The 20805-nt window shown below is 72.3% G+C and carries 19 protein-coding genes and 1 pseudogene; 9 read left to right on the forward strand and 11 right to left on the reverse strand.

Going from position 1 to position 20805, the window contains the following annotated elements:
• Positions 1 to 353: 353 nt before the first annotated feature.
• Positions 354 to 1580, forward strand: coding sequence for a S53 family peptidase (locus I2501_RS03690; protein WP_196192363.1), 1227 nt, complete (start codon positions 354 to 356; stop codon positions 1578 to 1580).
• Between the two features lie 303 nt (positions 1581 to 1883).
• Here the strand turns inward: I2501_RS03690 and I2501_RS03695 are convergent, their stop codons facing one another.
• The 3 genes from I2501_RS03695 to I2501_RS03705 form a co-directional block, all read right to left on the reverse strand.
• Positions 1884 to 2531, reverse strand: coding sequence for a carbonic anhydrase (locus I2501_RS03695; RefSeq protein ID WP_196192364.1), 648 nt, complete (start codon positions 2529 to 2531; stop codon positions 1884 to 1886).
• 76 nt (positions 2532 to 2607) lie between these two features.
• Entirely contained in the window at positions 2608 to 3213 is a 606-nt protein-coding gene (locus I2501_RS03700; protein WP_196192365.1) for a response regulator transcription factor, read from the reverse strand.
• A 175-nt stretch (positions 3214 to 3388) separates the two neighbouring features.
• Entirely contained in the window at positions 3389 to 4192 is an 804-nt protein-coding gene (locus I2501_RS03705) for a hypothetical protein (RefSeq protein ID WP_196192366.1), read from the reverse strand.
• Between the two features lie 275 nt (positions 4193 to 4467).
• On the opposite strand from I2501_RS03705, the gene I2501_RS03710 reads away from it, so the two are divergent.
• The 5 genes and pseudogenes from I2501_RS03710 to I2501_RS03730 all read left to right on the forward strand — a co-directional run bounded on the left by I2501_RS03710 (position 4468) and on the right by I2501_RS03730 (position 7406).
• Positions 4468 to 4827, forward strand: a complete 360-nt coding sequence (locus I2501_RS03710) for a hypothetical protein (RefSeq protein WP_196192367.1) — start codon at positions 4468 to 4470, stop codon at positions 4825 to 4827.
• 288 nt (positions 4828 to 5115) lie between these two features.
• A pseudogene (locus I2501_RS03715) lies at positions 5116 to 5385 on the forward strand (aminoglycoside phosphotransferase family protein); the annotation flags it as partial.
• A 53-nt stretch (positions 5386 to 5438) separates the two neighbouring features.
• Positions 5439 to 6122 (forward strand): class I SAM-dependent methyltransferase, encoded by a 684-nt coding sequence (locus I2501_RS03720; protein ID WP_196192368.1) that lies wholly within the window; start codon positions 5439 to 5441, stop codon positions 6120 to 6122.
• 32 nt (positions 6123 to 6154) lie between these two features.
• Positions 6155 to 6805, forward strand: a complete 651-nt coding sequence (locus tag I2501_RS03725; RefSeq protein ID WP_196192369.1) for a Bax inhibitor-1/YccA family protein — start codon at positions 6155 to 6157, stop codon at positions 6803 to 6805.
• A 43-nt stretch (positions 6806 to 6848) separates the two neighbouring features.
• A complete protein-coding gene (locus I2501_RS03730; protein WP_215909262.1) occupies positions 6849 to 7406 on the forward strand; it encodes a TOPRIM nucleotidyl transferase/hydrolase domain-containing protein in 558 nt (185 codons plus the stop codon).
• A gap of 25 nt (positions 7407 to 7431) precedes the next feature.
• Here I2501_RS03730 and I2501_RS03735 read toward each other — a convergent pair whose 3' ends face one another.
• Complete coding sequence (locus I2501_RS03735; protein WP_196192371.1) at positions 7432 to 7980, reverse strand: methyltransferase family protein; 549 nt, start codon at positions 7978 to 7980, stop codon at positions 7432 to 7434.
• A gap of 169 nt (positions 7981 to 8149) precedes the next feature.
• Entirely contained in the window at positions 8150 to 9112 is a 963-nt protein-coding gene (locus I2501_RS03740) for an alpha/beta hydrolase (protein ID WP_196192372.1), read from the reverse strand.
• Between the two features lie 152 nt (positions 9113 to 9264).
• Between I2501_RS03740 and I2501_RS03745 the strand changes: the two genes are divergently transcribed.
• Entirely contained in the window at positions 9265 to 9954 is a 690-nt protein-coding gene (locus I2501_RS03745; protein ID WP_196192373.1) for a TetR/AcrR family transcriptional regulator, read from the forward strand.
• Between the two features lie 63 nt (positions 9955 to 10017).
• On the opposite strand, the gene I2501_RS03750 is transcribed toward I2501_RS03745, so the two are convergent.
• From I2501_RS03750 to I2501_RS03775, 6 genes are all read right to left on the reverse strand, one after another.
• Positions 10018 to 12672, reverse strand: coding sequence for an ABC transporter permease (locus I2501_RS03750; RefSeq protein WP_196192374.1), 2655 nt, complete (start codon positions 12670 to 12672; stop codon positions 10018 to 10020).
• 75 nt (positions 12673 to 12747) lie between these two features.
• On the reverse strand, positions 12748 to 13533 hold the full coding sequence (locus I2501_RS03755) for an ABC transporter ATP-binding protein (RefSeq protein ID WP_196192375.1): 786 nt from the start codon (positions 13531 to 13533) through the stop codon (positions 12748 to 12750).
• 206 nt (positions 13534 to 13739) lie between these two features.
• Positions 13740 to 14987, reverse strand: coding sequence for a beta-ketoacyl-[acyl-carrier-protein] synthase family protein (locus I2501_RS03760; RefSeq protein WP_196192376.1), 1248 nt, complete (start codon positions 14985 to 14987; stop codon positions 13740 to 13742).
• A complete protein-coding gene (locus I2501_RS03765; RefSeq protein ID WP_196192377.1) occupies positions 14984 to 15223 on the reverse strand; it encodes an acyl carrier protein in 240 nt (79 codons plus the stop codon). The genes I2501_RS03760 and I2501_RS03765 overlap by 4 nt, the downstream gene beginning before the upstream one ends.
• A 37-nt stretch (positions 15224 to 15260) precedes the next feature.
• Complete coding sequence (locus I2501_RS03770; protein ID WP_196192378.1) at positions 15261 to 16145, reverse strand: alpha/beta fold hydrolase; 885 nt, start codon at positions 16143 to 16145, stop codon at positions 15261 to 15263.
• 41 nt (positions 16146 to 16186) lie between these two features.
• A complete protein-coding gene (locus tag I2501_RS03775; RefSeq protein ID WP_236045851.1) occupies positions 16187 to 17467 on the reverse strand; it encodes a beta-ketoacyl-[acyl-carrier-protein] synthase family protein in 1281 nt (426 codons plus the stop codon).
• Between the two features lie 299 nt (positions 17468 to 17766).
• Here I2501_RS03775 and I2501_RS03780 point away from each other — a divergent pair, with 299 nt between their 5' ends.
• Positions 17767 to 18447 carry a response regulator gene (locus tag I2501_RS03780; RefSeq protein WP_196192954.1) on the forward strand — a complete coding sequence of 227 codons (681 nt, stop codon included), beginning with the start codon at positions 17767 to 17769 and terminating at the stop codon, positions 18445 to 18447.
• A gap of 112 nt (positions 18448 to 18559) precedes the next feature.
• Positions 18560 to 20776 carry a sensor histidine kinase gene (locus tag I2501_RS03785; RefSeq protein WP_196192379.1) on the forward strand — a complete coding sequence of 739 codons (2217 nt, stop codon included), beginning with the start codon at positions 18560 to 18562 and terminating at the stop codon, positions 20774 to 20776.
• The last annotated feature ends 29 nt before the right edge of the window (positions 20777 to 20805 follow it).

Consider the following 20805-nt stretch of genomic DNA (forward strand, 5'->3'; position numbering starts at 1 on the left):
TGGTCCTCCCAGGTGATACACCGTCAGGGTGCAGTGGCCGTCGTGACACGCAGGGCGTTGGCGCACCGTCACACCGACGGAGCATGGGGCGGGGCGCGGCCTTCCGTTGCAGGTCGTCATCGCGGGTCGCCGTCGCGGATCACCGTTCCCACCGGGGGAGTTGGTGGAACACGGTCACTCTGTTGCCACGCCCTGGGCGGGTTGCTACCTTCTCGAATCGAGTCACCCCGCCAGAGGGTGACACTCTTTCGCACCCCAGGCGTCATGCCGCCCACCGGGACGCCTTCGCACACGCGGCACGCACTCGCACGCACCTGCACGCCCCCGATTCCCCCGATTCAGGAGGCCGTACGTTGCGCACCCCACAGTTCGCCGCCCCGCTCGGCCGAGCCGCCGTCCCGCTGCTCGGCTCCGCCGCTCTGGCCGTCTCCGGCCTGCTCGCCGCGATGCCCGCGAGCGCCGCAGGTCACCCCGTCAGCTGGGCCCGGTCCTGCGCCGTGGACCTGACGCCCGGTCATGCGTTCTGCAACGCCCTGCGGGTGACCGACACCGTCGAGCACGCCGGGGCCGACGGCATCACGCCCGCGACCCCGTCCGGATTCGGCCCCGCCGACCTGCGCTCCGCCTACAACCTCCCCACCAACGGCGGAGCCGGGCAGACCGTGGCGATCGTCGACGCCTACAACGACCCCAAGGCCGCCGCCGACATGGCCGTCTACCGCAAGCAGTACGGCCTCCCCGCCTGCACCAAGACCACCGGCTGCTTCAAGCAGGTCAGCCAGACCGGCACCACCACCCTCCCGGCCAACAACGCGGGCTGGTCCGGCGAGATCTCGCTCGACCTCGACATGGTCTCCGCGATCGCGCCGAACGCCCACATCATCCTGGTCGAGGCGAAGAGCGCGTCCATGGCCAACCTCGGCATCTCCGTGAACGAGGCCGCCAAGCTCGGCGCGACCGAGATCTCCAACAGCTACGGCGGCTCCGAGTCGAGCGCGGACACCGGCTACGACACGACCTACTTCAACCACCCGGGCATCGCCATCACCGTCTCCTCCGGTGACAGCGGCTACGGCGTGGAGTACCCGGCCGCCTCCCGGTACGTCACCGCCGTGGGCGGCACCTCGCTCGCGAAGTCGTCCGGCACCCGCGGCTGGACCGAGAGCGTCTGGTCGACGTCGTCGACCGAGGGGGCGGGCTCCGGCTGCTCCGCATACGACGCCAAGCCCACCTGGCAGACCGACAGCGGCTGCAGCAAGCGCACCGTCGCCGACGTCTCCGCCGTCGCCGACCCGGCCACCGGCGTCGCCGTGTACGAGACCTACGGCGCCAGCGGCTGGAACGTCTACGGCGGTACCAGCGTCGCCTCCCCGCTGATCGCGGGCGTCTACGCGGACGCCGGCGCGCACACCGCCGCCGTCCCGGCCTCGATCGCCTACGCCCACCCGTCGTCGCTGAACGACGTCACCTCCGGCTCCACCGCCACCTGCTCGCCGTCCTACCTCTGCACGGCCGGCCCCGGCTACGACGGCCCGACCGGCCTCGGCACGCCGAACGGCCTGACCGCCTTCACCGGCTGACGTACCGTTCGCCCTTCGCACTTCGTCACCCCGCGAAGTCGTCACCCGTGGTGCCCGGCCTGGAACCCAGGTCGGGCATCGTGCGGTCTGGGGGCGCGTTGCGGGCGCGGAGTGCAGGTCCGTGCGGTAGAGGATGCCGAGGTGGCAGCGCTCGGTTCCCGAAGTCGCCGCCGCTCCGGCACGCCTGGCGGCGCTGCCGGGCGTCGGCAGAGTCCGACGGCAGGACGGGACGGGCCCGCGTCCCTCGGAGGGACGCGGGCCCGTTGGTTCAGGGGTTGAGCGGGGTTGGAACGAGGCGCGGCGTCAGGCCGCCGTGTCGGCGGTGTCCGCCACGTCGAGGCCACGGGAGGTGACCAGGTGGGCGGTGCCGTCCGTGAGGCGGTAGGCCAGACCGACGACCGCGGTGCGGCCCGCCGCAACGGCGTCGCTGAGGGCACGGGACCGCTCGAGCAGCAGGTCCACCGAGATGCGGACGTGGTCCGCTATGAAGTCGGAGTCCCCGGTGTGCCCGGCGGCGCGCGAGGCCAGGATGCTCGGGGTCACCCGCTCGACGACGTCGCGGACGTACCCGTCGAAGGACGCGCCCTCGGTCACGGCGGCGCGGGCGGCGCCGACGGCCCCGCACGAGTCGTGGCCCAGCACCACCACGAGCGGGCAGTCGAGCAGGCTGACTCCGTACTCGATGCTGCCGAGCACCTCGGGCCCCATCACATGCCCTGCCGTGCGGACCACGAAGAGGTCGCCCAGGCCGCGGTCGAAGATGATCTCGGCTGCGAGCCGGGAGTCGGAGCAGCCGAACAGCACCGCGAACGGGCTCTGCCCGGGGACCACGTCGGCGCGGCGCGCCGCGTCCTGGTTCGGATGCTCGGTGGCACCGGCGACAAAGCGCTGGTTGCCTGCCATCAGCATCTCGAAGGCTTCGCGAGGCGTCGGCGTCATGGTGGCTGTCATGCCCGCAGACTACGTCCCCCACTCCCGGGGCGCATGATCGGGATCCCACTCATCTGCGGCTTCCTTTTGTCGGGGTTCACAGCCAGCCGGCTTCCTGGGCGATGCGGACGGCGTCGACGCGGTTGCGGGCGTTGAGTTTGGTGACGATGTTGGTGAGGTAGTTGCGGACGGTTCCGGAGGCCAGGTAGAGGCGGCTGGCGATCTCTTTGACGTCCTCGCCGTCGGCGGTGAGGCGGAGCACTTCGAAGTCGCGTGGGGTGAGCGGGCTGCTGCCGGCTTCGAGGGCGGCGAGGGCGAGTCTGGGTTCGATGGCGTGTCCGCCCTTGGCGACGGAGCGGATGGCGGTGGTCAGGACCGTCGGGTCGGAGTCGGTGAGCATGTAGCCGACGGCGTGGGCGGCCAGCGCGCGGCGCAGTCGGCCGGGTCCGCCGACCTCGGTGAGGATCATCGTCCGGCAGGAGGGCAGTTGGTCGTGCAGCTGCCGACAGGCGGTGATGCCGTCCATACCGGGCAGCTCGGCGTCGAGTACGGCGACGTCGGGTCTGAGTCGGAGCGCCAGGGGGAGCACCTCGTCCCCTCTGGCGGTCTCGGCCACGACCTCCAGGTCGTCCTCCAGGGTCAGCAGCGACGCCAGTGCCTTCCGCAGCAGGAGCATGTCCTCGGCGATCAGGATGCTGATCAACGTCCACCACCGTCTTTCTTGTCCACGGCCCCAAGCGCAGTGTGCATACGCCCTGTTGATCCCATATCAGCACACCGTAAAATCCGGTTTCTGACGGTGGATCGAACATCTGCCGACATCTCCGAACCGTCTTCGCCGCGCGTAGATCCACCCCTTGGCGGAGGGGTGTCTGCGCCTACTCGTACGGAGTCGTCGCCGAGGGCAGGTGCACCGCCTCCCGGCGGCGGGGACGCGCGGGCCGGCCCGGCCGGATCACCGCCACGGCAAGGGCGCTGAGGCACGCCGCCCCGGCGAAACCGCCCGCCAGGACGAGCGGCGTGACGGTGGCGACGACGCCCAGCGTCCCGAGCACGGCCCAGCCGACCGCAGCCAGGATCCAGCTGAACGGCCACAGGCGGGCGCGCAGGAGGGCGCTGCGGCGGGTGAACTCCGTCTGCGGGTCCGTCCCCCGGCGGGACGGAGCGGCGTAGCAGCAGGCGACGAGGAAGTAGGCGATGGCGTAGAGGCTGAGGACCAGCAGCACGTCGGCGGTACCGAAGTCCTTGGCGGCGTCGGTGGATTCGGACACCCCGTCGGCCGTCACGCGGGTGACCTGCCCCTTCCACAGCAGCAGCGCCACCCTGCCCCCGCGCGGGACGAGCCCGGGAAGCTGACTCCCGGTGTCGAGGCCGACGTCCAGGTCGCCCGACGCGGCGAGCGACGGGACCGGGAACGGTGCGGCGACATCGGTGAGGACGAGGTGCGGAGACGCGTACTTGCCCGTGCTGGTGTATGTGGTCCGCAGCGTGGCAGTCCCCGGCACCAGGCAGTCCGCGTCCACGGTCGGGCCCGCGGTGGACCGGCAGACCCCGGCGTCCAGGTACGCGTGGGTGCCCGCGTCGCTCGACGCGAAGCCGGCCCAGCAGGCGGCTGCGACGACGGCGAGCAGGACGGCGAGGACGCCCCCGCGCAGCGGGGCCCAGCGTGGGTGGTGGAGCACGGCTTCGTACGGGCTTCGGCGCCGGTTCCGGGGTGCTGCGGGGGTGGTCGGCGGTCCGGTCGGATCCGAGGTGTGCCGCATGGTGCCTCGCTGTTCTGGCAGGGTCCGATCGGGGGCGTCAGCATAGATCGCGACCCCGAAATGCTGACGGGGTGATGGGTGACAGGGTTGACCTGGACAAGGCACACTGGGCCGCGCCGGGTCCCGGCCGCGCAGCCAAGCGACGGGTGGGGCGTGGTGCACCGATGCGATCCGCAGTCTTAGGGGGAGTCCGCGTGTCCCGAACCATTTCCAGCCTGGCCGGCGGCCCCTTGTCGCAGCTCAACGCCGAGGTCACCGAGGCCGGGGCCGCCCTGGCCCCCACCGGCGACCCGAGCGCGGTCCGTGCCGCGACGGAGCGTGCCATGGGCGCGGCAGCGGCCATGGCCGTCCTCGACGACGCCGAGCTGCTCTGCGAGCCCGCTCACGACGGCCGGGCGTTGCTGCGCGCCCAGGAGGCGGTCCGCGCGGCCCGCACGTCCGCGCTGGCGCTCGGCGCGCCGACGGGCAGCGTCGAGGGCATCGACGCGGTGCTCCGCGTGATCGTCGAGGCGCTGGCCGCGACCCGCGCCTCCTCCGCGTCCGACCGGTCCTAGCCCCCTTCCAGGCCCGCCCCTGCCACTGCGGCCTCCGCCGCGCCGCCGGGCCGGGCCCGGGATATCGCTGGAGACCCGGCCGACCCGGCCCAGGTTGCACAGGGCGTTGGCCGGACCCTGCCGACTGCCGATCGACCGGTACAGCTCCAGCGCATGGCCGTGCAGGAGGGGGTCGTCCGGGAGCAGGAACGGCGGCCAGCGCCGATGTGAGGTCCGTCACTTCGACGTCGCGAGCGGTCCCGGTCGGCACGGCTCAGTCCGGCGTGGTCCCGGTCGGCGCGGCGAGGGCCGGTCCTGATCGACATCGAGGGCCTGATGGTCTTCGACGTCGAGTGGGAACACGTCTTCCTGCAGATCCGGTTCCACGAGCGCTACGCCGCCCTGGCCCGTCCCGGGCTGGACCGCGCACGGCTCGACCTCTACATGCTCGCGATGCGCCTCTCGCTGGTCGCCGGCCCGCTGCGCCTGCTCGACGGCGATTTCCCCGACCGCGCGTTCATGCGCGGCATCGCCGAACACAACCGTGCCTGTGCACCGGCCTTGCTCCACCAGGCGTAGGCGCAGACCGAAAACCGTTGGCGCAGCGCCCGGCCGTCTGGTCGGCTGTCGGCATGTCACATCGCCCTCGCTACGACGAGTTCGCCGACTGGTACGACGCCTACGTGCACAGCGGCGTGGGCCGCCCGTTCGCCGAAGCCGCCGACCGGTTGCTCGCGCGCGTGCTGGGCGAGGCGGACGGGGGAGCCTGCCTCGACCTCGGTTGTGGCGGCGGGGCGCATGTCCCGGCGCTGGCCGGGCTGGGATGGCGGGTCGTGGGGGCGGACATCTCCCCGCGTCAGGTCGAGATCGCGCGCAGCCGTGGGGTCGACGCCGTCGTGGCGGGTGCGGACGACCTGCCGTTCGGCGACGGGATCTTCGACGCCGTGGCGACCGTCATGACCACCACCGACTTCGACGACCTCCCCGGCGTCTTCCGGGAGGCCCACCGGGTGCTGCGTCCGGGCGGGCGCCTGGCGGTCGTCGCCGCCCACCCGTGCTTCGGCGGCGTCCATGTCGAGCGCGACGAGGCTGGCGCGTGCACCGTGCACCCCGGCTACCGGGTGCACGGCCGGGTGGAGCGCCACCCGCTGCTCGGCGACGGGATCCGCGCCCGGGTCGGAGTGGTGAACGTACCGCTGCCGGTGCTGCTGAACGCGGTCATCGACGCCGGATTCGCGCTGCTCGCGACCGCCGAGGACGACGGTCAGCAGCCCGTCCCCGACCTGCTCGGCATCGCCGCGTGCCGACCCCGTTGAGAATCCGGCCCGAAGGTGGGTACAGGTTGACCATGTACGACACGACAACCGCTCGCCGAAGCTACGGCGTCTCAACGAACACCCTGTTCGCGCGCACCATGACGTTCGTCGCGGCCACCGCCGCGCTGTTCGCTCTCGGTGCGTACGTCGGCCGGAACCTCGCCCACGGGGCGGGCTTCGTCGCCTTCATCGGCGCGTTCGCGTGCCTGATCGCGATGCGGTTCGCCGCAGGCAGGTCGCGGGAGGCGACGGTCGCGCTGCTGGGCGCGTTCGGGCTGCTCATGGGGGTCGCGATGGCCCCGACGCTGGTCTACTACGCGACCGCCGACCCGACCGCGCTGTGGCAGGCGGGTGGCGCGACCGCGCTGTTCATCGCGGCGCTGGGGTCGATCGGCTACGCCACCAACCGGGACCTGTCGGGCCTGGCCCGGATGTGCTTCTGGGCGCTGCTGGCCCTGCTGGTCTTCGGGGTCGTGGCGATCTTCGTGCGGATCCCGCACGGGTCGCTGATCTACAGCGTGGCCGGGCTGGTGATCTTCGCCGGGTTCACGCTCTTCGACTTCCAGCGGCTGCGACGGTCGCAGAACCTCGACTCGGCGCCGCTGCTGGCCGCGTCGATCTTCCTGGACATCCTCAACGTGTTCCTCTTCTTCCTGAACATCTTCAGCGGCAGGCGGGACTGAGGCGGGCGGGGCTGACCCTGTGGAGGGAAAACCAGAGGCTGTCGTGCTCGTCGAAGGGGTCAGTGACCGGGTCGCGCTGGAGGTGGTGGCGCGGCGGCGTGGGATCGACCTGGCCGGCGGCGGGGTGTCGGTCGTGGCGATGCAGGGGATCAACAACGTCGGCCGCTTCCTGGCGTACTACGGCGCGACGGCCCCCGGCGTCCGCGTGGCCGGGCTGTACGACGCGGCCGAGGAGCGGTTTGTCCGGCGCGGGCTGGACCTGGAACCGAGCGCCGCTTCGCAGTCGGGCTCGGACCTGGAGGCGCGCGGGTTCTACTGCTGCTCGGCCGACCTGGAGGACGAGCTGATCCGCGCGCTCGGGCCGGAGGCGGTGGTGGATCTGGTCGCGGCCGAGGGGGAGTTGCGTTCGTTCCGGACCCTGCAGAAGCAGCCCGCGCTCCGCGCCCGTAGCCTGCACGACCAGCTGCGCCGGATGATGAGCGGGCGCTCGGGCGGCAAGAAGCGCTACGCGGCGCTGATGGCCGAGGCGGTCGCCCCGGAGCAGGTGCCCAGGCCGCTGGCGCAGGTGTTGGCCTGTGCGCTCGGCGACCACCACGGGTGAGCGCGCGCCGAGGCGTGAGCGCGGGTCAGAAGACGAACGGGATCAGCATCTTGCTCGACCGCTGGTACGCCGGGTAGGTGTCGGGGAACCGCTCGGTCAGGTAGCGCTCCTCCTGCATGGCGCTGTAGACGAAGTACCCGCCGATGATCGCGACCGGGACCAGCCAGATCGGGCTCAGACCCACGGCCGTGCCGACCAACGCGAGGATGATGCCGGAGTAGATCGGGTGCCGCACCCACCGGTACGGACCGGACGTCACCAGTTCCGGGTCCGTCTTCTGCGACATCGGCGTGCCCCAGTTGCGGCCGATGTAGACCCGCGCCCAGACCGCGAACGCCAGCCCGGCGGCGAAGCAGACGAGCCCGACGCCCTGCAGCCAGGCGTTGTTGATCACCGTGTGTCCGCGCAGCGGTCCGAGTCGGACCAGGGCGACCATCACGACCACGATCGCCAGCCGCACCCGCAGCGCGCCGCCCCACCTCAGCTGTCCCGGCTTGGTCCACGCTGCCGCCGCCAGCCAGCCGATCCAGAACACGGCCCAGCCGACCAGGAAGACCAGTTCGATCGCTGTCATGTGGATCAGGCTCCCAAGCTGCTGCTTCCAGTGTCCCGCGACACTTAAGTGATATCACTTAAGTGGTGCCGAGTCCAGGGGGACGGCTGTGACTCGGCTCGATGGCTGGGGTTAACGGCTGGGTCAGCTGAGTGCTGGGCCGTCAGATGCAAGGGGGCATCGTCCCTCGTCACTTCGCCAAGGCGGCGCGCAGAAAGGCGAGAATCTCGGCCTGGGCGGCGGTGGCCTGCGGTTCCAGACCGGGCAGGGTGAGGAACGCATGCCTGGCGCCCGGGTACTCGGTGAGTTGTACGGGCGTCCCGCATGCGCGCAGCCGCTCCGCGAAGCGGCGGCCGTGGTCGGCCAGCGCGTCCTGGGTGGGTACCACCACGAGTGCCGGGGCCAGTCCGCCCAGGTTGCCCGCGTACAACGGCGAGACCGCGCTCGCGTCGCCGCCCGCTGGGACCGCGAGGCGCCGCATGAGTTGCAGCTGCGGCAGGGCCGGAGTCGGGCTGTACGCGTACTCGGCGATCGAGGGATGGTCGGACATCGCCTCGGTCACGTCGACCGCGGGGTTGACCAGCACCTGGGCTTTGAGATCCACGCCGGACTCCCTGGCTCGGACGGCGCTCAGCGCGCTGATCAGCGCGCCGCAGCTCTCGCCGAAGACGGCCGTGCGCGACGGGTCGACGCCCCACTCCTCGGCGTGCCGCACCAGGTGGTCGAGTACGTCCCATCCGTCGTCGGCGGCGTCGGCCAGTGGGGTGTCCGGGGCGAGCAGGCGGTGCTCGACCGAGACGACGAGCGCGGGCAGGCGGGCGGCGAGGTGGCTGTTGGTCCAGTCGCACTGCGCCGCCGTGCCCACGAAACCGCCGCCGTGGACGTGGACCACGAGCGGCAGGCCGGTTCGGGGGGCGGAGCCGCCGTCTCCGGTCAGGCTCGGCCGGTAGGCGCGGACCGGGAGGTCGCGGCCAGGTAGCGCCACCTCGTGCCAGGCGATCACGGCGCCGGGGTCCGGCTCTCCGAGGATCGCCCGCGCCGCGTCGGAGGCGCGGAAGGCGTTCTCCGCATCCCGATAGGCCCGGAGTTCCTCCGCCGTGATCGCTGAGAAGTCCGGCTCCGGCGGCCGCGGCGCGGTGGTGGTCTCGCTCATGTGTCCTTCTTTCCTCCCGTTCGGATGCCGAGTGCCGGCCGCCGGACGTCAGGAGTCTCGTCGTGGTCGGACAATGCGGTTGTCCTCATTATGCGCGCACTGCGTGCATCAGCAAGTGCATCAGTTAGGCTGAGTCCGACGAGAGGGGCGAGATGACTGGCCGCAGGCGATGGTCCACCGAGGAGATCCTGGACGCGGCGGTGGCACTGTTGCGCACGAGCGACGCAGAGTCGTTCAGCGTGCGCAAGCTCGCAGCCGCGTTGGGGACCGACTCCTCCAGCCTCTACCGGCACTTCCGCAACAAGACGGAACTGCTGCGCGCGGTTGCCGACCAGGTCCTGCTGGCCGCCATGGACGGCTACCGCCCGGAGGGCGACTGGAAGCAGAGCATCATCGCCCTGGGGATGCGACTGCGCGAGGCCTTCGGCGAGCAGCCGCAACTCGCCGCGATCTGGGGACGCCACGGGTCCGGCGGCACCGGATCCCGGTTGGTGATGGAGGAGGTATTGCAGGCGCTGCGCGCGTCCGGCCTGCCCGACCAGGAGATCCCGGCGCGCTATCACCGCGTCGTGGTCCTCATCGCCGCGCTGATCTCCTCCGAGGCCGGTATCAGCACGGTCAGCCCCGAGGAGTACGAACAGGGGATGGAGCAGTTCCGCGTCGCCGTGCTCGGCGCGGACCCCGAACGCTTCCCCGCGCTGTCGCACTTCGCTCGCGATGTCCACCCCCTCGGCGCGGACCGGGGCGCCGCGTTCGAAGAGATCCTCGCCGCCCAACTCGCCCAGATCGAGGGCCAGATCGCGGCCCGGATCGAGGCCTCTGCCGAGTCGGCGAACCCGTGACACGTCGAAGGCCCCCGCGGGGACGGGGGCCTTCGTCTCACGCCTGACGGTCGTGCGCGACGGTCAGTCCGTCTTGATCGCCTCCAGGGCGTTCAGCCGGGCCGCGCGGCGTGCCGGCCAGATGGCCGCCAGGACGCCGACGATCAGCGCCGCCGCGGCGAAGGCGCCGTACTGCGACCAGGGGATCTGCATCGAGTACGCGGAGAAGTGCGGCGCGATCAGGCGGCTCGCGGCCCAGGCCAGCAGGGTGCCCGCGCCCAGGCCGAGGATGGCGCCGAAGACCGAGATCATCAGCGACTCCAGCCGGACCATCCGCTTGACCTGACGGCGGTTCAGGCCGATCGCGCGCAGCATGCCGATCTCACGCGCCCGCTCGAAGACGGACATCGCCATGGTGTTGACCACGCCGATGACGGCGACGATCACGGACATCCCGAGCAGCCCGTAGACCATGTACAGGATGCGGTTGATCATCGCGTCGGCCTGCGCCAGCAGGTCCTGCTTGGTCTCGACCTGGAGGATCGGGCTGTTGCCGAGCGCCGACTTGATCGAGGCCTGCAGCGCCGAACCCGCCTGGCCGGGGGCGGCCTTGATGTAGACGGTCTCCAGGGTGTCGCTGTAGACGTGGCCCTTGGGCAGGGCCAGGTCCACCGTCAGGGCCGGGGACATCATCGTGTGCTGGTAGATGCCGGCCACCGTGACCTGCTTCTTCTTGCCGTCCGGCAGCGTCACCGTCAGCGACTGGCCCTGCTTCCAGCCGTTGGTGGTGGCGTCCTGCTGGTCGACCGCGACGCCGTTCGCGCCGAGGTTGTCGACGGTGCCGCTGACCATGGTGAAGTTGCGCACCTGCGAGATGGCCGTGGTGTCCACCGCGTCGGTGTCCTCGGTGACGCCGTTCACCGTCAGGGACAGCGCCTGCTGGCCGCTGACCGCGGCGACGCCGGGCACGGACTTCACCGAGGCGACGACCGAGGGGTCGAGCGCGCGGCCGTTGGCGTTGGCCAGCAGGTAGTCCGCGCTGACGCCCTTGGTGGCGACGGAGGCGAGGCCGTTCTGGAGCGAGTGGGTCAGCACGCCCATCGCGCTCATCAGGGTGAGGCCGATCATCAGCGCCGTGGCGGTCGCCGCCGTCCGGCGCGGGTTGCGCAGCGAGTTGCGGCGGGCCAGGCGGCCGGTCACGCCGAAGAGCGCGAGCAGCGGGGTGAACAGCGCGATGACCGGGCGGGACAGCAGCGGGGTCAGCACGATGATGCCGATCAGCAGCAGTGCCGCGCCGCCGCCCATGACGCCGGACCGGCTGCCGGTGCTGCTGCCGGTCGCCTGGATGCCCAGGTAGATCAGCGCGCCACCGGCGGCGGCGAAGAGCAGGCCCAGGGTGTTACGGACGATCAGACTGCGCTGCTTCGGCGGCGCGTCGACGCTGCTCATGGCGGCGACCGGCGGGATCTTGGCCGCGCGACGGGCGGGCAGCCAGGCCGCCACCACCGTGATCAGGACACCGATCAGCACCGAGACCAGCACCGAGGACGGGGTGATCACCAGCGAGTTGGTCGGCAGCGCGCCACCGGACTTGGCGATCAGGCCACGCATCCCGATCGCCAGCCCGAGGCCGACGACGTAGCCGACGACCGACGAGAGCACGCCGACCAGCACCGCCTCGATCAGCACCGACCGCGTCACCTGACGGCGGCTCGCACCGACCGCGCGAAGCAGCGCCAGCTCACGGGTGCGCTGGGCGACCAGCATGGTGAAGGTGTTGGCGATCAGGAAGACGCCGACGAAGAGCGCCACGGCCGCGAAGGAGAGGAAGATCGTGTTCAGCGTCGAGGTGTCCGAGGCGACGGCCGTGGTCTGGTCGTCGATCAGGGTCTGGCCGGTCTCCGCCGTCAGGCCGGTCTGGCCCTGGATCGTCTGCTGCACCTCGGTCATCAGCTGCGCCTGGCTGGTGCCGGGCGTCGCGCTGAGGTCCACCTCCTGGTAGAGGCCGGGGTTGTAGAGGAGCTGCTGCGCGGTCGCGTTGTCGAACAGCGTCAACGTGCCACCGGCCTGGACCGCGCGGTCCGTGGTGGTGAAGATGCCGGTCAGCTTCTCCTTCAGCACCGGGCCGTCGATCGAGATGTCGACGGTGTCACCGATGTGGAAGCCGCCCTTGGCCGCGGTCCCGGAGTCCAGGGCGATCTCGCCGCTGGTGGTCGGGCCGGTGCCGGAGGTGAAGGTGTAGCGGGAGTCCTGGCCGTTCGCGCCCGGGGCGAAGTTGCCGCCGAGCGTCGAGAAGCCCTTGCCGATCAGGTTGTGCTGGGCGTCGGCGACACCGGTGAAGCCGGAGACGATCGGCTGGGCGGCGGAGACGCCGGGCAGGCCGGACAGCTTCGCGAAGGTCGCGTCGTCGATGCCGACGGGCTTCGCTGACGCGGCCGGACCGTGGCCGCCGCGCCCGAGCCCAGCGCCCTTCCCGCCGCCACCGCCACCGCCGCCGGGGCCGCCACCGCCCGGGCCGCCGCCACCGCCCGCGCCGCCGTGCGCGTTGGTGCCGTCGGCGTGCACGGCCACGGCGAGGTCGGAGTAGTTCTTGGTGAGCAGGTCCTTCATGCCCTGGTTGAGCGTCGCGGTGAAGACCAGGGTGCCGGCCACGAAGGCGACGCCGAGGAGCACCGCCAGCATGGTCATCAGGAGGCGCAGCTTGTGCGCCAGTACGTTGCGCAAGGCTGTGCGGAACATCGTGGGATTCCTTCTGCGGATGGAACGTTCGGGACTGAGGGCGGGCGGGTCGGTGACCCGCTCAGTGACGAGGCGTCAGCTGGTCCGGCCCTTGCCGTCGAAGCGCTTCATCCGCTCCAGCACGCTGTCCGCGGTGGGGTCGGCGAGCTCGTCCACGATCTTGCCGTCGGCGAGGAAGAGGACGCGGTCGGCGTAGGAGGCGGCCGTGGCGTCGTGGGTGACCATCACCACGGTCTGCTCGAACTCGCGGGCGCAGCGGCGCAGGAAGCCCAGGATCTCGGCGCCGGAGCGGGAGTCGAGGTTGCCGGTGGGCTCGTCCGCGAAGATGATCTCCGGACGCGAGGCCAGGGCGCGGGCGCAGGCCACGCGCTGCTGCTGGCCGCCGGAGAGCTGGCCGGGGCGGTGCGAGAGGCGGCCGGAGAGGCCGACGGTGTCGATGATCTGGTCCAGCCAGGCCTTGTCGGGCTTGCGGCCGGCGATGTCCAGGGTCAGCGTGATGTTCTCCAGCGCGGTCAGCGTCGGCACCAGGTTGAACGCCTGGAAGACGAAGCCGATCTTGTCGCGGCGCAGCTGGGTGAGCTTCTTGTCCTTGAGCTTGCTGAGCTCCACGTCCGCGATGGTGGCGGAGCCGCCGGATATGGTGTCGAGACCGGCCATGCAGTGCATCAGCGTGGACTTGCCGGAGCCCGACGGGCCCATGATCGCGGTGTACTCGCTGCGGCGGAACTCGACCGACACCCCGTCCAGCGCGACGACGCGGGTCTCACCCTCGCCGTAGATCTTGGTCAGGCCGGACGCGCGGGCTGCGACCGCACCAGCCCTGGTCGCTCCATCGTTGGCCGGGGCCTGGGTCGTCGTCACTGGGCACTCCTGTGCAAATCGGGTCACTGCGACGGTTCACCATCCTCACTGCTGGTGAGCGGCGAACCGTGGACCCCGGGGCCCATTCAGGGGGTGACCACGGATGTATCGGTGAGGTGATCTCCTCCTCCTCAGGTATGACAGCGGCCCTGTGGTGATCACCGATAATCCGTTCGCGCCGACAGCCTCTGAGGGTCAGGCGCGGGTCAGGCGCGGGTGAACACCAGGGCGGCGTTGTGCCCGCCGAAGCCGAGTGAGGTCTTGACGGCGCAGTCGAACCGGGCCGGACGCGCCTGCTTCGCCACGATCTCGACCGGCACCTGCGGGTCCAGGGACGAGAGGTTCGCCGTCGGCGGGACCAGGCCGTGTTCCAACGCCAGGACGGTGAGGGCCGCCTCGATGCCTCCGGCCGCGCCCAGGGTGTGGCCGGTCATGGCCTTGGTGGAGGTGACCAGCGGGTGCTCGCCCAGGACGCGGCGGAGCACGGTGCTCTCGACGACGTCGTTGAGCACGGTCGAGGTGCCGTGCGCGTTGACGTGACCCACGTCGGCCGCGCCGAGACCCGCGTCGGCGAGCGCCGTGCGCAGCGCGCGTTCGATGCCCGCGCCGTCCGGGTCCGGCGCGACCGGGGCGTACGCGTCGTTGCTCGCGCCGTATCCGACCAGGTGCCCGCGGATGCGCGCGCCCCGGGCGCGTGCGTGCTCGGGGCGCTCCAGCACCAGCAGGCCCGCGCCCTCCCCGATGACGAAGCCGTCCCGGTCGGCGTCGAATGGACGGCAGGCCGAGGCCGGGTCGTCGCGGCGGGTGGAGACCGCCCGCAGCCGGCAGGCGCTGGCCACCAACAGCCGGGAGCAGACGGACTCGGCGCCCCCGGCGATGGCCACGTCGCACAGCCCCGCGCGCAGCAGCGCCCGCGCGGTGCCGATCGCGTCCGTGCCCGAGGCGCAGGCCGTGGTCACGGCGAGGCTGGGACCACGCGCGGGCAGGTCGCGGCAGACGCTCCCGGCGGCGCCGTTGACCGCTGCCAGCGGGGCCAGCGTGGGCGACACCCGTCGCGCGCCCTTCTCGGCCATGACGGCGGCCTGCGCGTCGTAGGAAGGCAGGCCGCCGTGGGCGGAGCCGATGACCACCGCGACCCGGTCGCCGTCCCAGGACTGCGGGTCAAGCCCGGCGTCGGCGACGGCCTCGCGGGCCGCCAGCACGGCCAGGTGGGCGAAACGGTCCATCAGGCGCGCGCCCGCGACGCCGATCTCGGCCTGCGGGTCGAGGCCGTCGACCGTGTAGAAGAAGTCGCAGGACAGGTCGCGCAGCTCCTCGCGGAAGCGGATGCCGCGCGGCGCGTCGGCGGTGGTGACCTCCCGCCAGGTAGCGTCCGCGCCGACACCGGCCGCCGTGATCAGGCCGAGGCCGGTGACGGCGGCGGCGTAGCCGTCGCTCCCGTCGTCCGCCGTCATGCGCGCGCCCCCGTCTTGCTGTGCACGGCCTGTACCAGTTGGCCGACGGTGTCCCGCGAGGTGATCTGCACGTCGTCGAGGTCGATGTCCAGGCTGTCCTCGATGATCAGCCGGAGCTCCTCCAACGCCAGGGAGTCCAGGCCCAGTTGCCGCAGCGGCACCTCGTCGCTGATCGCGTCGGGGGCCACCCCGAACTTGCGGGTCAGCGCGGTGGCGATGTGCTCGGTGACGTCCATGGTGCTGTTCCTTCCGGGGGATACGACGGCGGGGTGTTCAGACGAGTGCGGGCGCGCAGGTGGCGAGGTAGTCGACGTCGTGCAGCGGCTGGTCGGTGAAGAACCTGACGACCAGGTCGACGCACTCGGCGGGACGCTCCAGCGTCGCCCAGTGGTCGGCCTCGGCGATGGTGACGAAGCTGCTGTCCTCGATGGTGGCCGCGAACTCCCGCTGGCGGCGGGCGTCGGAGACGGTGTCGTGCTCGCCGCAGAAGACCAGCGTCGGCACGCCGACCAGGCCGCCCGAGGTGTCCAGCCACTCGTCCGAGGAGCGGTTCAGCACGGCCAGGCCGTAGGGGAGCAGGGTGACGGCGTGGTGCACGATCCGCCGGACGTAACGGTGCGCCAGACGGCGGTTGCGGATCACGCGGCTCTCGTCCTGGCAGAGCCAGAAGCCCATGGTGAAGTCCACGAACTCCTGCTCGTGTCCGGCCGCGCCGCGCTCCGCGGCCGTCCGCCACTCCGTGCACTCCGCCTCGGTCAGGTTGGCGGGCGTCCCGCCGAGCATCAGGCGGGCGACGCGGCGGGGGTGACGCCGGGCGAAGGTGAAGGCGATCACCGAACCGAAGGAGTAGCCGAAGAGGTTGACCCGGTCGACCCCGGCGTCGTCGAGCACCGCCTCGACCACCTGGCACATCACGTCCATGCCCTGCCCCGGGCGGAGCTGGTCGGACGCGCCCGCGCCGGGCATGTCGACGGTGATCAGGTCCGCGACCGCGCCGACGCCCTCGTCGAAGGTGCCCCAGCCGTCCTTGTGCTGCAGGGCTCCGCCGAGCAGCAGCACCGGCTCGGTGGCCGGTCCCTCCTGCCGGGAGTTGACGATGCGTCGGTAGTGGCAGGTCAGACCCGCCACGGTGATCGTCCTGACCGTTTCGCCGTTCATGGTTCTCCTTCGCTCACGCGCGTGCTGCTCATCTGCGTTACTCATGCGCGTGCGAACACCAGGGCAGCGTTGTGGCCGCCGAATCCGAGAGAGGTCTTCACCGCGTGGTCGAACCGTGCGGGCCGTGCTTCCTTCGCCACCACGTCGACGGGGATGTCCGGGTCGAGCGAGTCGAGGTTGGCGGTCGGGGGCACCAGTTGGTGCTCCAGGGCGAGCACGGTGAAGACCGACTCGATCCCGCCCGCCGCGCCGAGGGTGTGGCCGGTCATCGCCTTGGTCGAGGTGACCAGCGCCTGCTCGCCCAACACCCTTCGCAGCATGGCGGCTTCCACCTGGTCGTTCATCACGGTGGCGGTGCCGTGGGCGTTGACGTGGCCGATGTCCGCGCCGGTGACGCCCGCCTCGGCCAGCGCGCCGCGCAGGGCCTGCTCGGCGCCCAGGCCGTCGGGATGGGCGGCCACCGGCGCGTACGCGTCGTTGCTGGAGCCGTAGCCGACGAGCCGGGCCCGGACGCGAGCGCCGCGCGCCCGCGCGTGCTCCGGCCGCTCCAGGACGAGCAGTCCGGCGCCCTCGCCGACCACGAAACCGTCCCGCCCGGCGTCGAACGGGCGGCAGGCGGCGGCAGGATCCTGACGGTGCGTCGACAGCGCCCGCGTCTTGCACAGGCCCGCCATCAGCATCCGCGAGCAGGCCGACTCGGCGCCCCCGGCGATCGCGATGTCGCACATCCCGGCCCGCAGCAGCTGCCGGGCCAGGCCGATCGCGTCCGCGCCGGACGCGCAGGTGGACGTCACCGCCATGCTCGGCCCGCGCGCGCCCAGGTCCCGACAGACGGCGGCCGCAGCGCAGTTGCTGTTGAAGAGCGCGGGAAGCATCGGGGAGACGCGGCGGTGGCCGCGCTCCAGCAGCGTGGCGTGCTGGGCGTCGTAGAGCGGAAGCGCGCCGTTGGCGTTGCCGATCAGCACGGCCACCCGCTGCCCGTCCCACTGCGTCGGGTCAGCCGGGTCCAACCCCGCGTCGGCGACGGCCTCGCGGGCGGCCAGCACCGCCAACTGCGCGAAGCGCTCGGTCAGTCGGCGTTCGGCGACGTCCAGGGCCTGCGCGGGGTCGTCGTCGACCAGGTACATGAAGTCGGTGGGCAGGCCCGCCAGCACCTCGGGCCGGCGGACGCCGGTAGGTCGCGTCCGCCGGGTGACCGCAGACCAGCTCTCCGCCACGCCGACCCCGGCCGCGCTGATCAGGCCGAGCCCCGTCACGGCCACGGCATACGGCGGTGCCTGCAAGTGGTCCGCTTGCGGGACGGGCTGGTCGTGCTGAGGCAACGCGGCGTGCTCCTGGTGCTGTGGGGAAAGCCGTGGCGGCTAGGGGGCCGAGGGCGACGTGAAGCCGCCGCGTCTGGCCCCTCGGAGGTTTTCGGCCCTCAGGAGCGCGGGGGTGACGCCCGGAGCCAGGGCTGTTCCGTGAAAGGCCACATTCGACTAACGACCGCCCGCCCCAAAGGACACGGGCCGACGCCGGACGGCCGCAAGACGTCGTTCGTGGCCGAGGGTGATCGTGTACGGACTGTGAGTAACATGTGCGCGTGGAGATCGACGGGGAAGACGGGGGCCGCAGCGGGGCCATGGGCGGGGTGCGCGTGGTGGTCGTGGACGACCATCCGCTGTTCCGCGAGGGGCTGCGGGCGGCGCTGGAGAGCACACCGGACGTCCGGGTGGTCGCCGAGGCGGAGACGACGGCCGCCGCCCTGGAGGTGGTGGCCGCCCAGCGGCCCGACGTGGTGGTGATGGACCTGTCGCTGCCCGACGCCTCGGGGATCGAGGCGACCAAACAGTTGGCGCAACTGCACCCCGGGCTGCCGGTGTTGGTGCTGACCACCTCCGACGACGACGGCAGCCTGCTCGGCGCGCTCCAGGCGGGCGCGCGCGGCTACCTGGTCAAGGGCGCGGGCCGGGACGAGGTGCTGCACGCGGTCCGCACGGCCGCGCACGGCGGCGCGGTCTTCAGCGGGGACGTCGCCGCGCGCATCTCCGCACTGCTCACCGGCGGCGCGCGGCGCGGGGCTGAGCAGGCCTTCCCCACGCTGACCTCGCGTGAGGTCGAGGTGCTCGACCTGGTCGCCAGGGGCCTGGACAACCGCCGGATCGCGCGTGAGCTCTTCCTCGCCGAGAAGACGGTCCGCAATCACATCTCGCACATCTTCGACAAGTTGAACGTCGCCTCCCGCACCGAGGCCGCCGCCCGGGCCCGCGACGCGGGCCTCGGGGAGCCGCAGCGCCCGGCCGGTCCGGGCGCTGCGGGGTGACCGATGCGGGACCGCTGCCTCACGCGCCCGGGACAACGCCCGGCGGAGGATGGAGATTCGCCACGGCGGACGGGGGAGACGGGGGAGGGAGCAGAAAGGGCCGGGGAGTGCGATGGCCGATCTGACCGCGAGCGGTTCCGCGAGCAACTCCGGAGGCAACTCCACGAGCGACTCCGCGGGCAGGCCCCCGACCACCTCCGCGGGAAGGCCCGCGGGCAGCGCCTTGACGTCACCCAGGCACGGCGGACGCCGCCTGGGGCGTGCCGTCGTCGCGTGCGCGGTGTCGCTCGGGGCCTGCTTCGTCTGGCTCTCCCTCGCCTTCACCGATCTGGGCGGATCGCGCCTGGACGGCCTGGACTTCGGCCCGTTCGGCTCGCGGATGCTGTTCATGCTGGTCTGCGCGCTGGCGGGCACGTTCACCTTCGTCCATCCCTCCGGCGGCGCGGTCGGACGGCTGCTGCTGGTGGCCGCGACGGGGGAGTTGGTCGGGCACGCCGCCTCCATCGCGGGTGCGGCCCTCGGCGCCGGTCACGCCGTGCGCACCGTCGTCGTCCTGGCGGGGCTCGTCGGTGACGCCCTGTATGTCTTCATGCTCTACGCCCTGCCGTTCTGGCTGCCCGACGGCACACTGCCTGGGCGGCGCTGGGGGCGCGCGGTGGTGGGCGCGATCGGGGTGTGGACCTTCGGCGAGGTCTGGCTCGACACCGCGACCAGGGACGAGTGGTACGGCATGAGCAACCCCCTTGCCACCGACCGGCCGTGGACCTCGGTCACGCACGCGCTGCAACCGGTGCTGAGCACGCCGATCGGCTTCGTCCCGGTGGCGGTCTCCGCGCTGGGGTTCGTCGTCCTCGCGGTCCGCGCCTGGCTGCTGACCCGACGGGGCACGGGACGTCAGGCCATGCCCGGGAGCGTACTGCTGGTGATGACGGTCCCGTTCCTGCTGCTGATGGCGGGCAGTTACGCGGACTACTTCTTCCCGGTCCAGGGCGACGCCGCGCTCGTGCTCTTCTACGGTCCGCTCGCGCTGTGGCCGCTCGGGTTGATCGTCCTCTTCGCCCGCGACCGGTCCGCGCATCTCGACCGTGCCACGCGCCGGGTGCTGGCCGCGCTCGTCGTCCTGGCCGTGCTGGTGGTCGGCTACTTCGCGCTGGCGATCGGGCTCTCCGACGTGCTGCCCGGCACCCGTACGCCCGGCGCGCTGGTGCTGGCCGTCGGCTCGCTGACGATCGGTCTGCTGCTGCGCGCCACCGGCGGCTGGGCCGTCCGCGGCGTCGACCGCTCCTACTACGGCGACCGGGCGCGGCCCTACCACGTCGTCCGGGAGCTGGCCGGGCGGCTGAGCCGGACGGTGACGCCGGGCGAGGCGCCACGGCTGCTCTGTGCGAGCGTGGTCGAGACGCTGCGGTTCCCGGCCGCGCGGGTCCTGGTCCGCACCAGCGGCGGCAACCGGGAGACCGCCGCGCTCGGCGAGGCGGTCGGGCCGGTCTGGCACCGCTTCGAGCTGGTCTTCGAGGGCGACGCCGTCGGTGAACTGGAGGTCGCCGCACGCGAGTCGGAGCCCGACCTCGACCAGCAGGACCACGACGTGCTGCGCCTGCTCGCCGACCAGTCCGCTCCCGCCATCGCCTCCCTCGGCCTCTACGAGGAGCTCCAGGCCAGCCGCGAGCGGATCGTGCTGGCCCGCGAGGAGGCACGGCGGCGGCTGCGCCGGGACCTGCACGACGGCCTCGCCCCGACGCTCTCCGGGCTGCGGCTCCAGGTCGACACCGCCCGCGCGGGCCTGCCCGACGAGGACGCGGCGGGACGGCGTCTCGGCGGCGTGTCGGAGGGCATCGCCGACGCCATCGTCGAACTGCGGCGGATCACCGCCGGGCTCTCGCCGGTCGCGCTGGACCGGGAGGGTCTGGGGGCGGGACTGCGGCAGCTCGCGACCGGGCTGGCGGGGCGGCAGCTGCTGATCGAGGTGGAGCTGCGGCCGGACCCGCTGCCAGAGCTACCGGCGGCGGTCGAGGTGGCGCTGTACCGGATCGCGGCGGAGGCCCTGCACAACGTGGTCCGCCATGCGGATGCCGCCCGTGCCTGGTTGCGGCTCTGCGTCGCCGACGGCGCGGCCCGGCTGGAGGTCGGCGACGACGGCACCGGCATGGACCCCGTCCCCGCCGGTCGTGCCGGGACCTCGCGGCACGGCGGCGGCGTGGGGCTGCGGTCGATGGCGGAGCGGGCCGAGGAGCTGGGCGGCTCGCTACGGGTGGGCGCGCCGGAGGCGGACGCCGGCGCGACGGGGGTGGTGGTGCGTGCGGAGATCCCGCTCCGGTCGGCGTGTTGACCCGGCTGTCGTTGACCGCGCGGTGGTTG

Source organism: Streptacidiphilus fuscans (genome assembly GCF_015690355.1).
GTDB classification, from domain to species: Bacteria; Actinomycetota; Actinomycetes; order Streptomycetales; family Streptomycetaceae; genus Streptacidiphilus; species Streptacidiphilus fuscans.

Bases quoted from the DNA above. Each gene is read 5' to 3' on its own strand.
- I2501_RS03695 (WP_196192364.1), bottom strand. From the start codon at position 2,531: ATGACAGCCACCATGACGCCGACGCCTCGCGAAGCCTTCGAGATGCTG.
- I2501_RS03720 (WP_196192368.1), top strand. From the start codon at position 5,439: ATGTCACATCGCCCTCGCTACGACGAGTTCGCCGACTGGTACGACGCC.
- I2501_RS03725 (WP_196192369.1), top strand. From the start codon at position 6,155: ATGTACGACACGACAACCGCTCGCCGAAGCTACGGCGTCTCAACGAAC.
- I2501_RS03735 (WP_196192371.1), bottom strand. From the start codon at position 7,980: ATGACAGCGATCGAACTGGTCTTCCTGGTCGGCTGGGCCGTGTTCTGG.
- I2501_RS03740 (WP_196192372.1), bottom strand. From the start codon at position 9,112: ATGAGCGAGACCACCACCGCGCCGCGGCCGCCGGAGCCGGACTTCTCA.
- I2501_RS03745 (WP_196192373.1), top strand. From the start codon at position 9,265: ATGACTGGCCGCAGGCGATGGTCCACCGAGGAGATCCTGGACGCGGCG.
- I2501_RS03750 (WP_196192374.1), bottom strand. From the start codon at position 12,672: ATGTTCCGCACAGCCTTGCGCAACGTACTGGCGCACAAGCTGCGCCTC.
- I2501_RS03760 (WP_196192376.1), bottom strand. From the start codon at position 14,987: ATGACGGCGGACGACGGGAGCGACGGCTACGCCGCCGCCGTCACCGGC.
- I2501_RS03765 (WP_196192377.1), bottom strand. From the start codon at position 15,223: ATGGACGTCACCGAGCACATCGCCACCGCGCTGACCCGCAAGTTCGGG.
- I2501_RS03770 (WP_196192378.1), bottom strand. From the start codon at position 16,145: ATGAACGGCGAAACGGTCAGGACGATCACCGTGGCGGGTCTGACCTGC.
- I2501_RS03780 (WP_196192954.1), top strand. From the start codon at position 17,767: ATGGGCGGGGTGCGCGTGGTGGTCGTGGACGACCATCCGCTGTTCCGC.
- I2501_RS03785 (WP_196192379.1), top strand. From the start codon at position 18,560: ATGGCCGATCTGACCGCGAGCGGTTCCGCGAGCAACTCCGGAGGCAAC.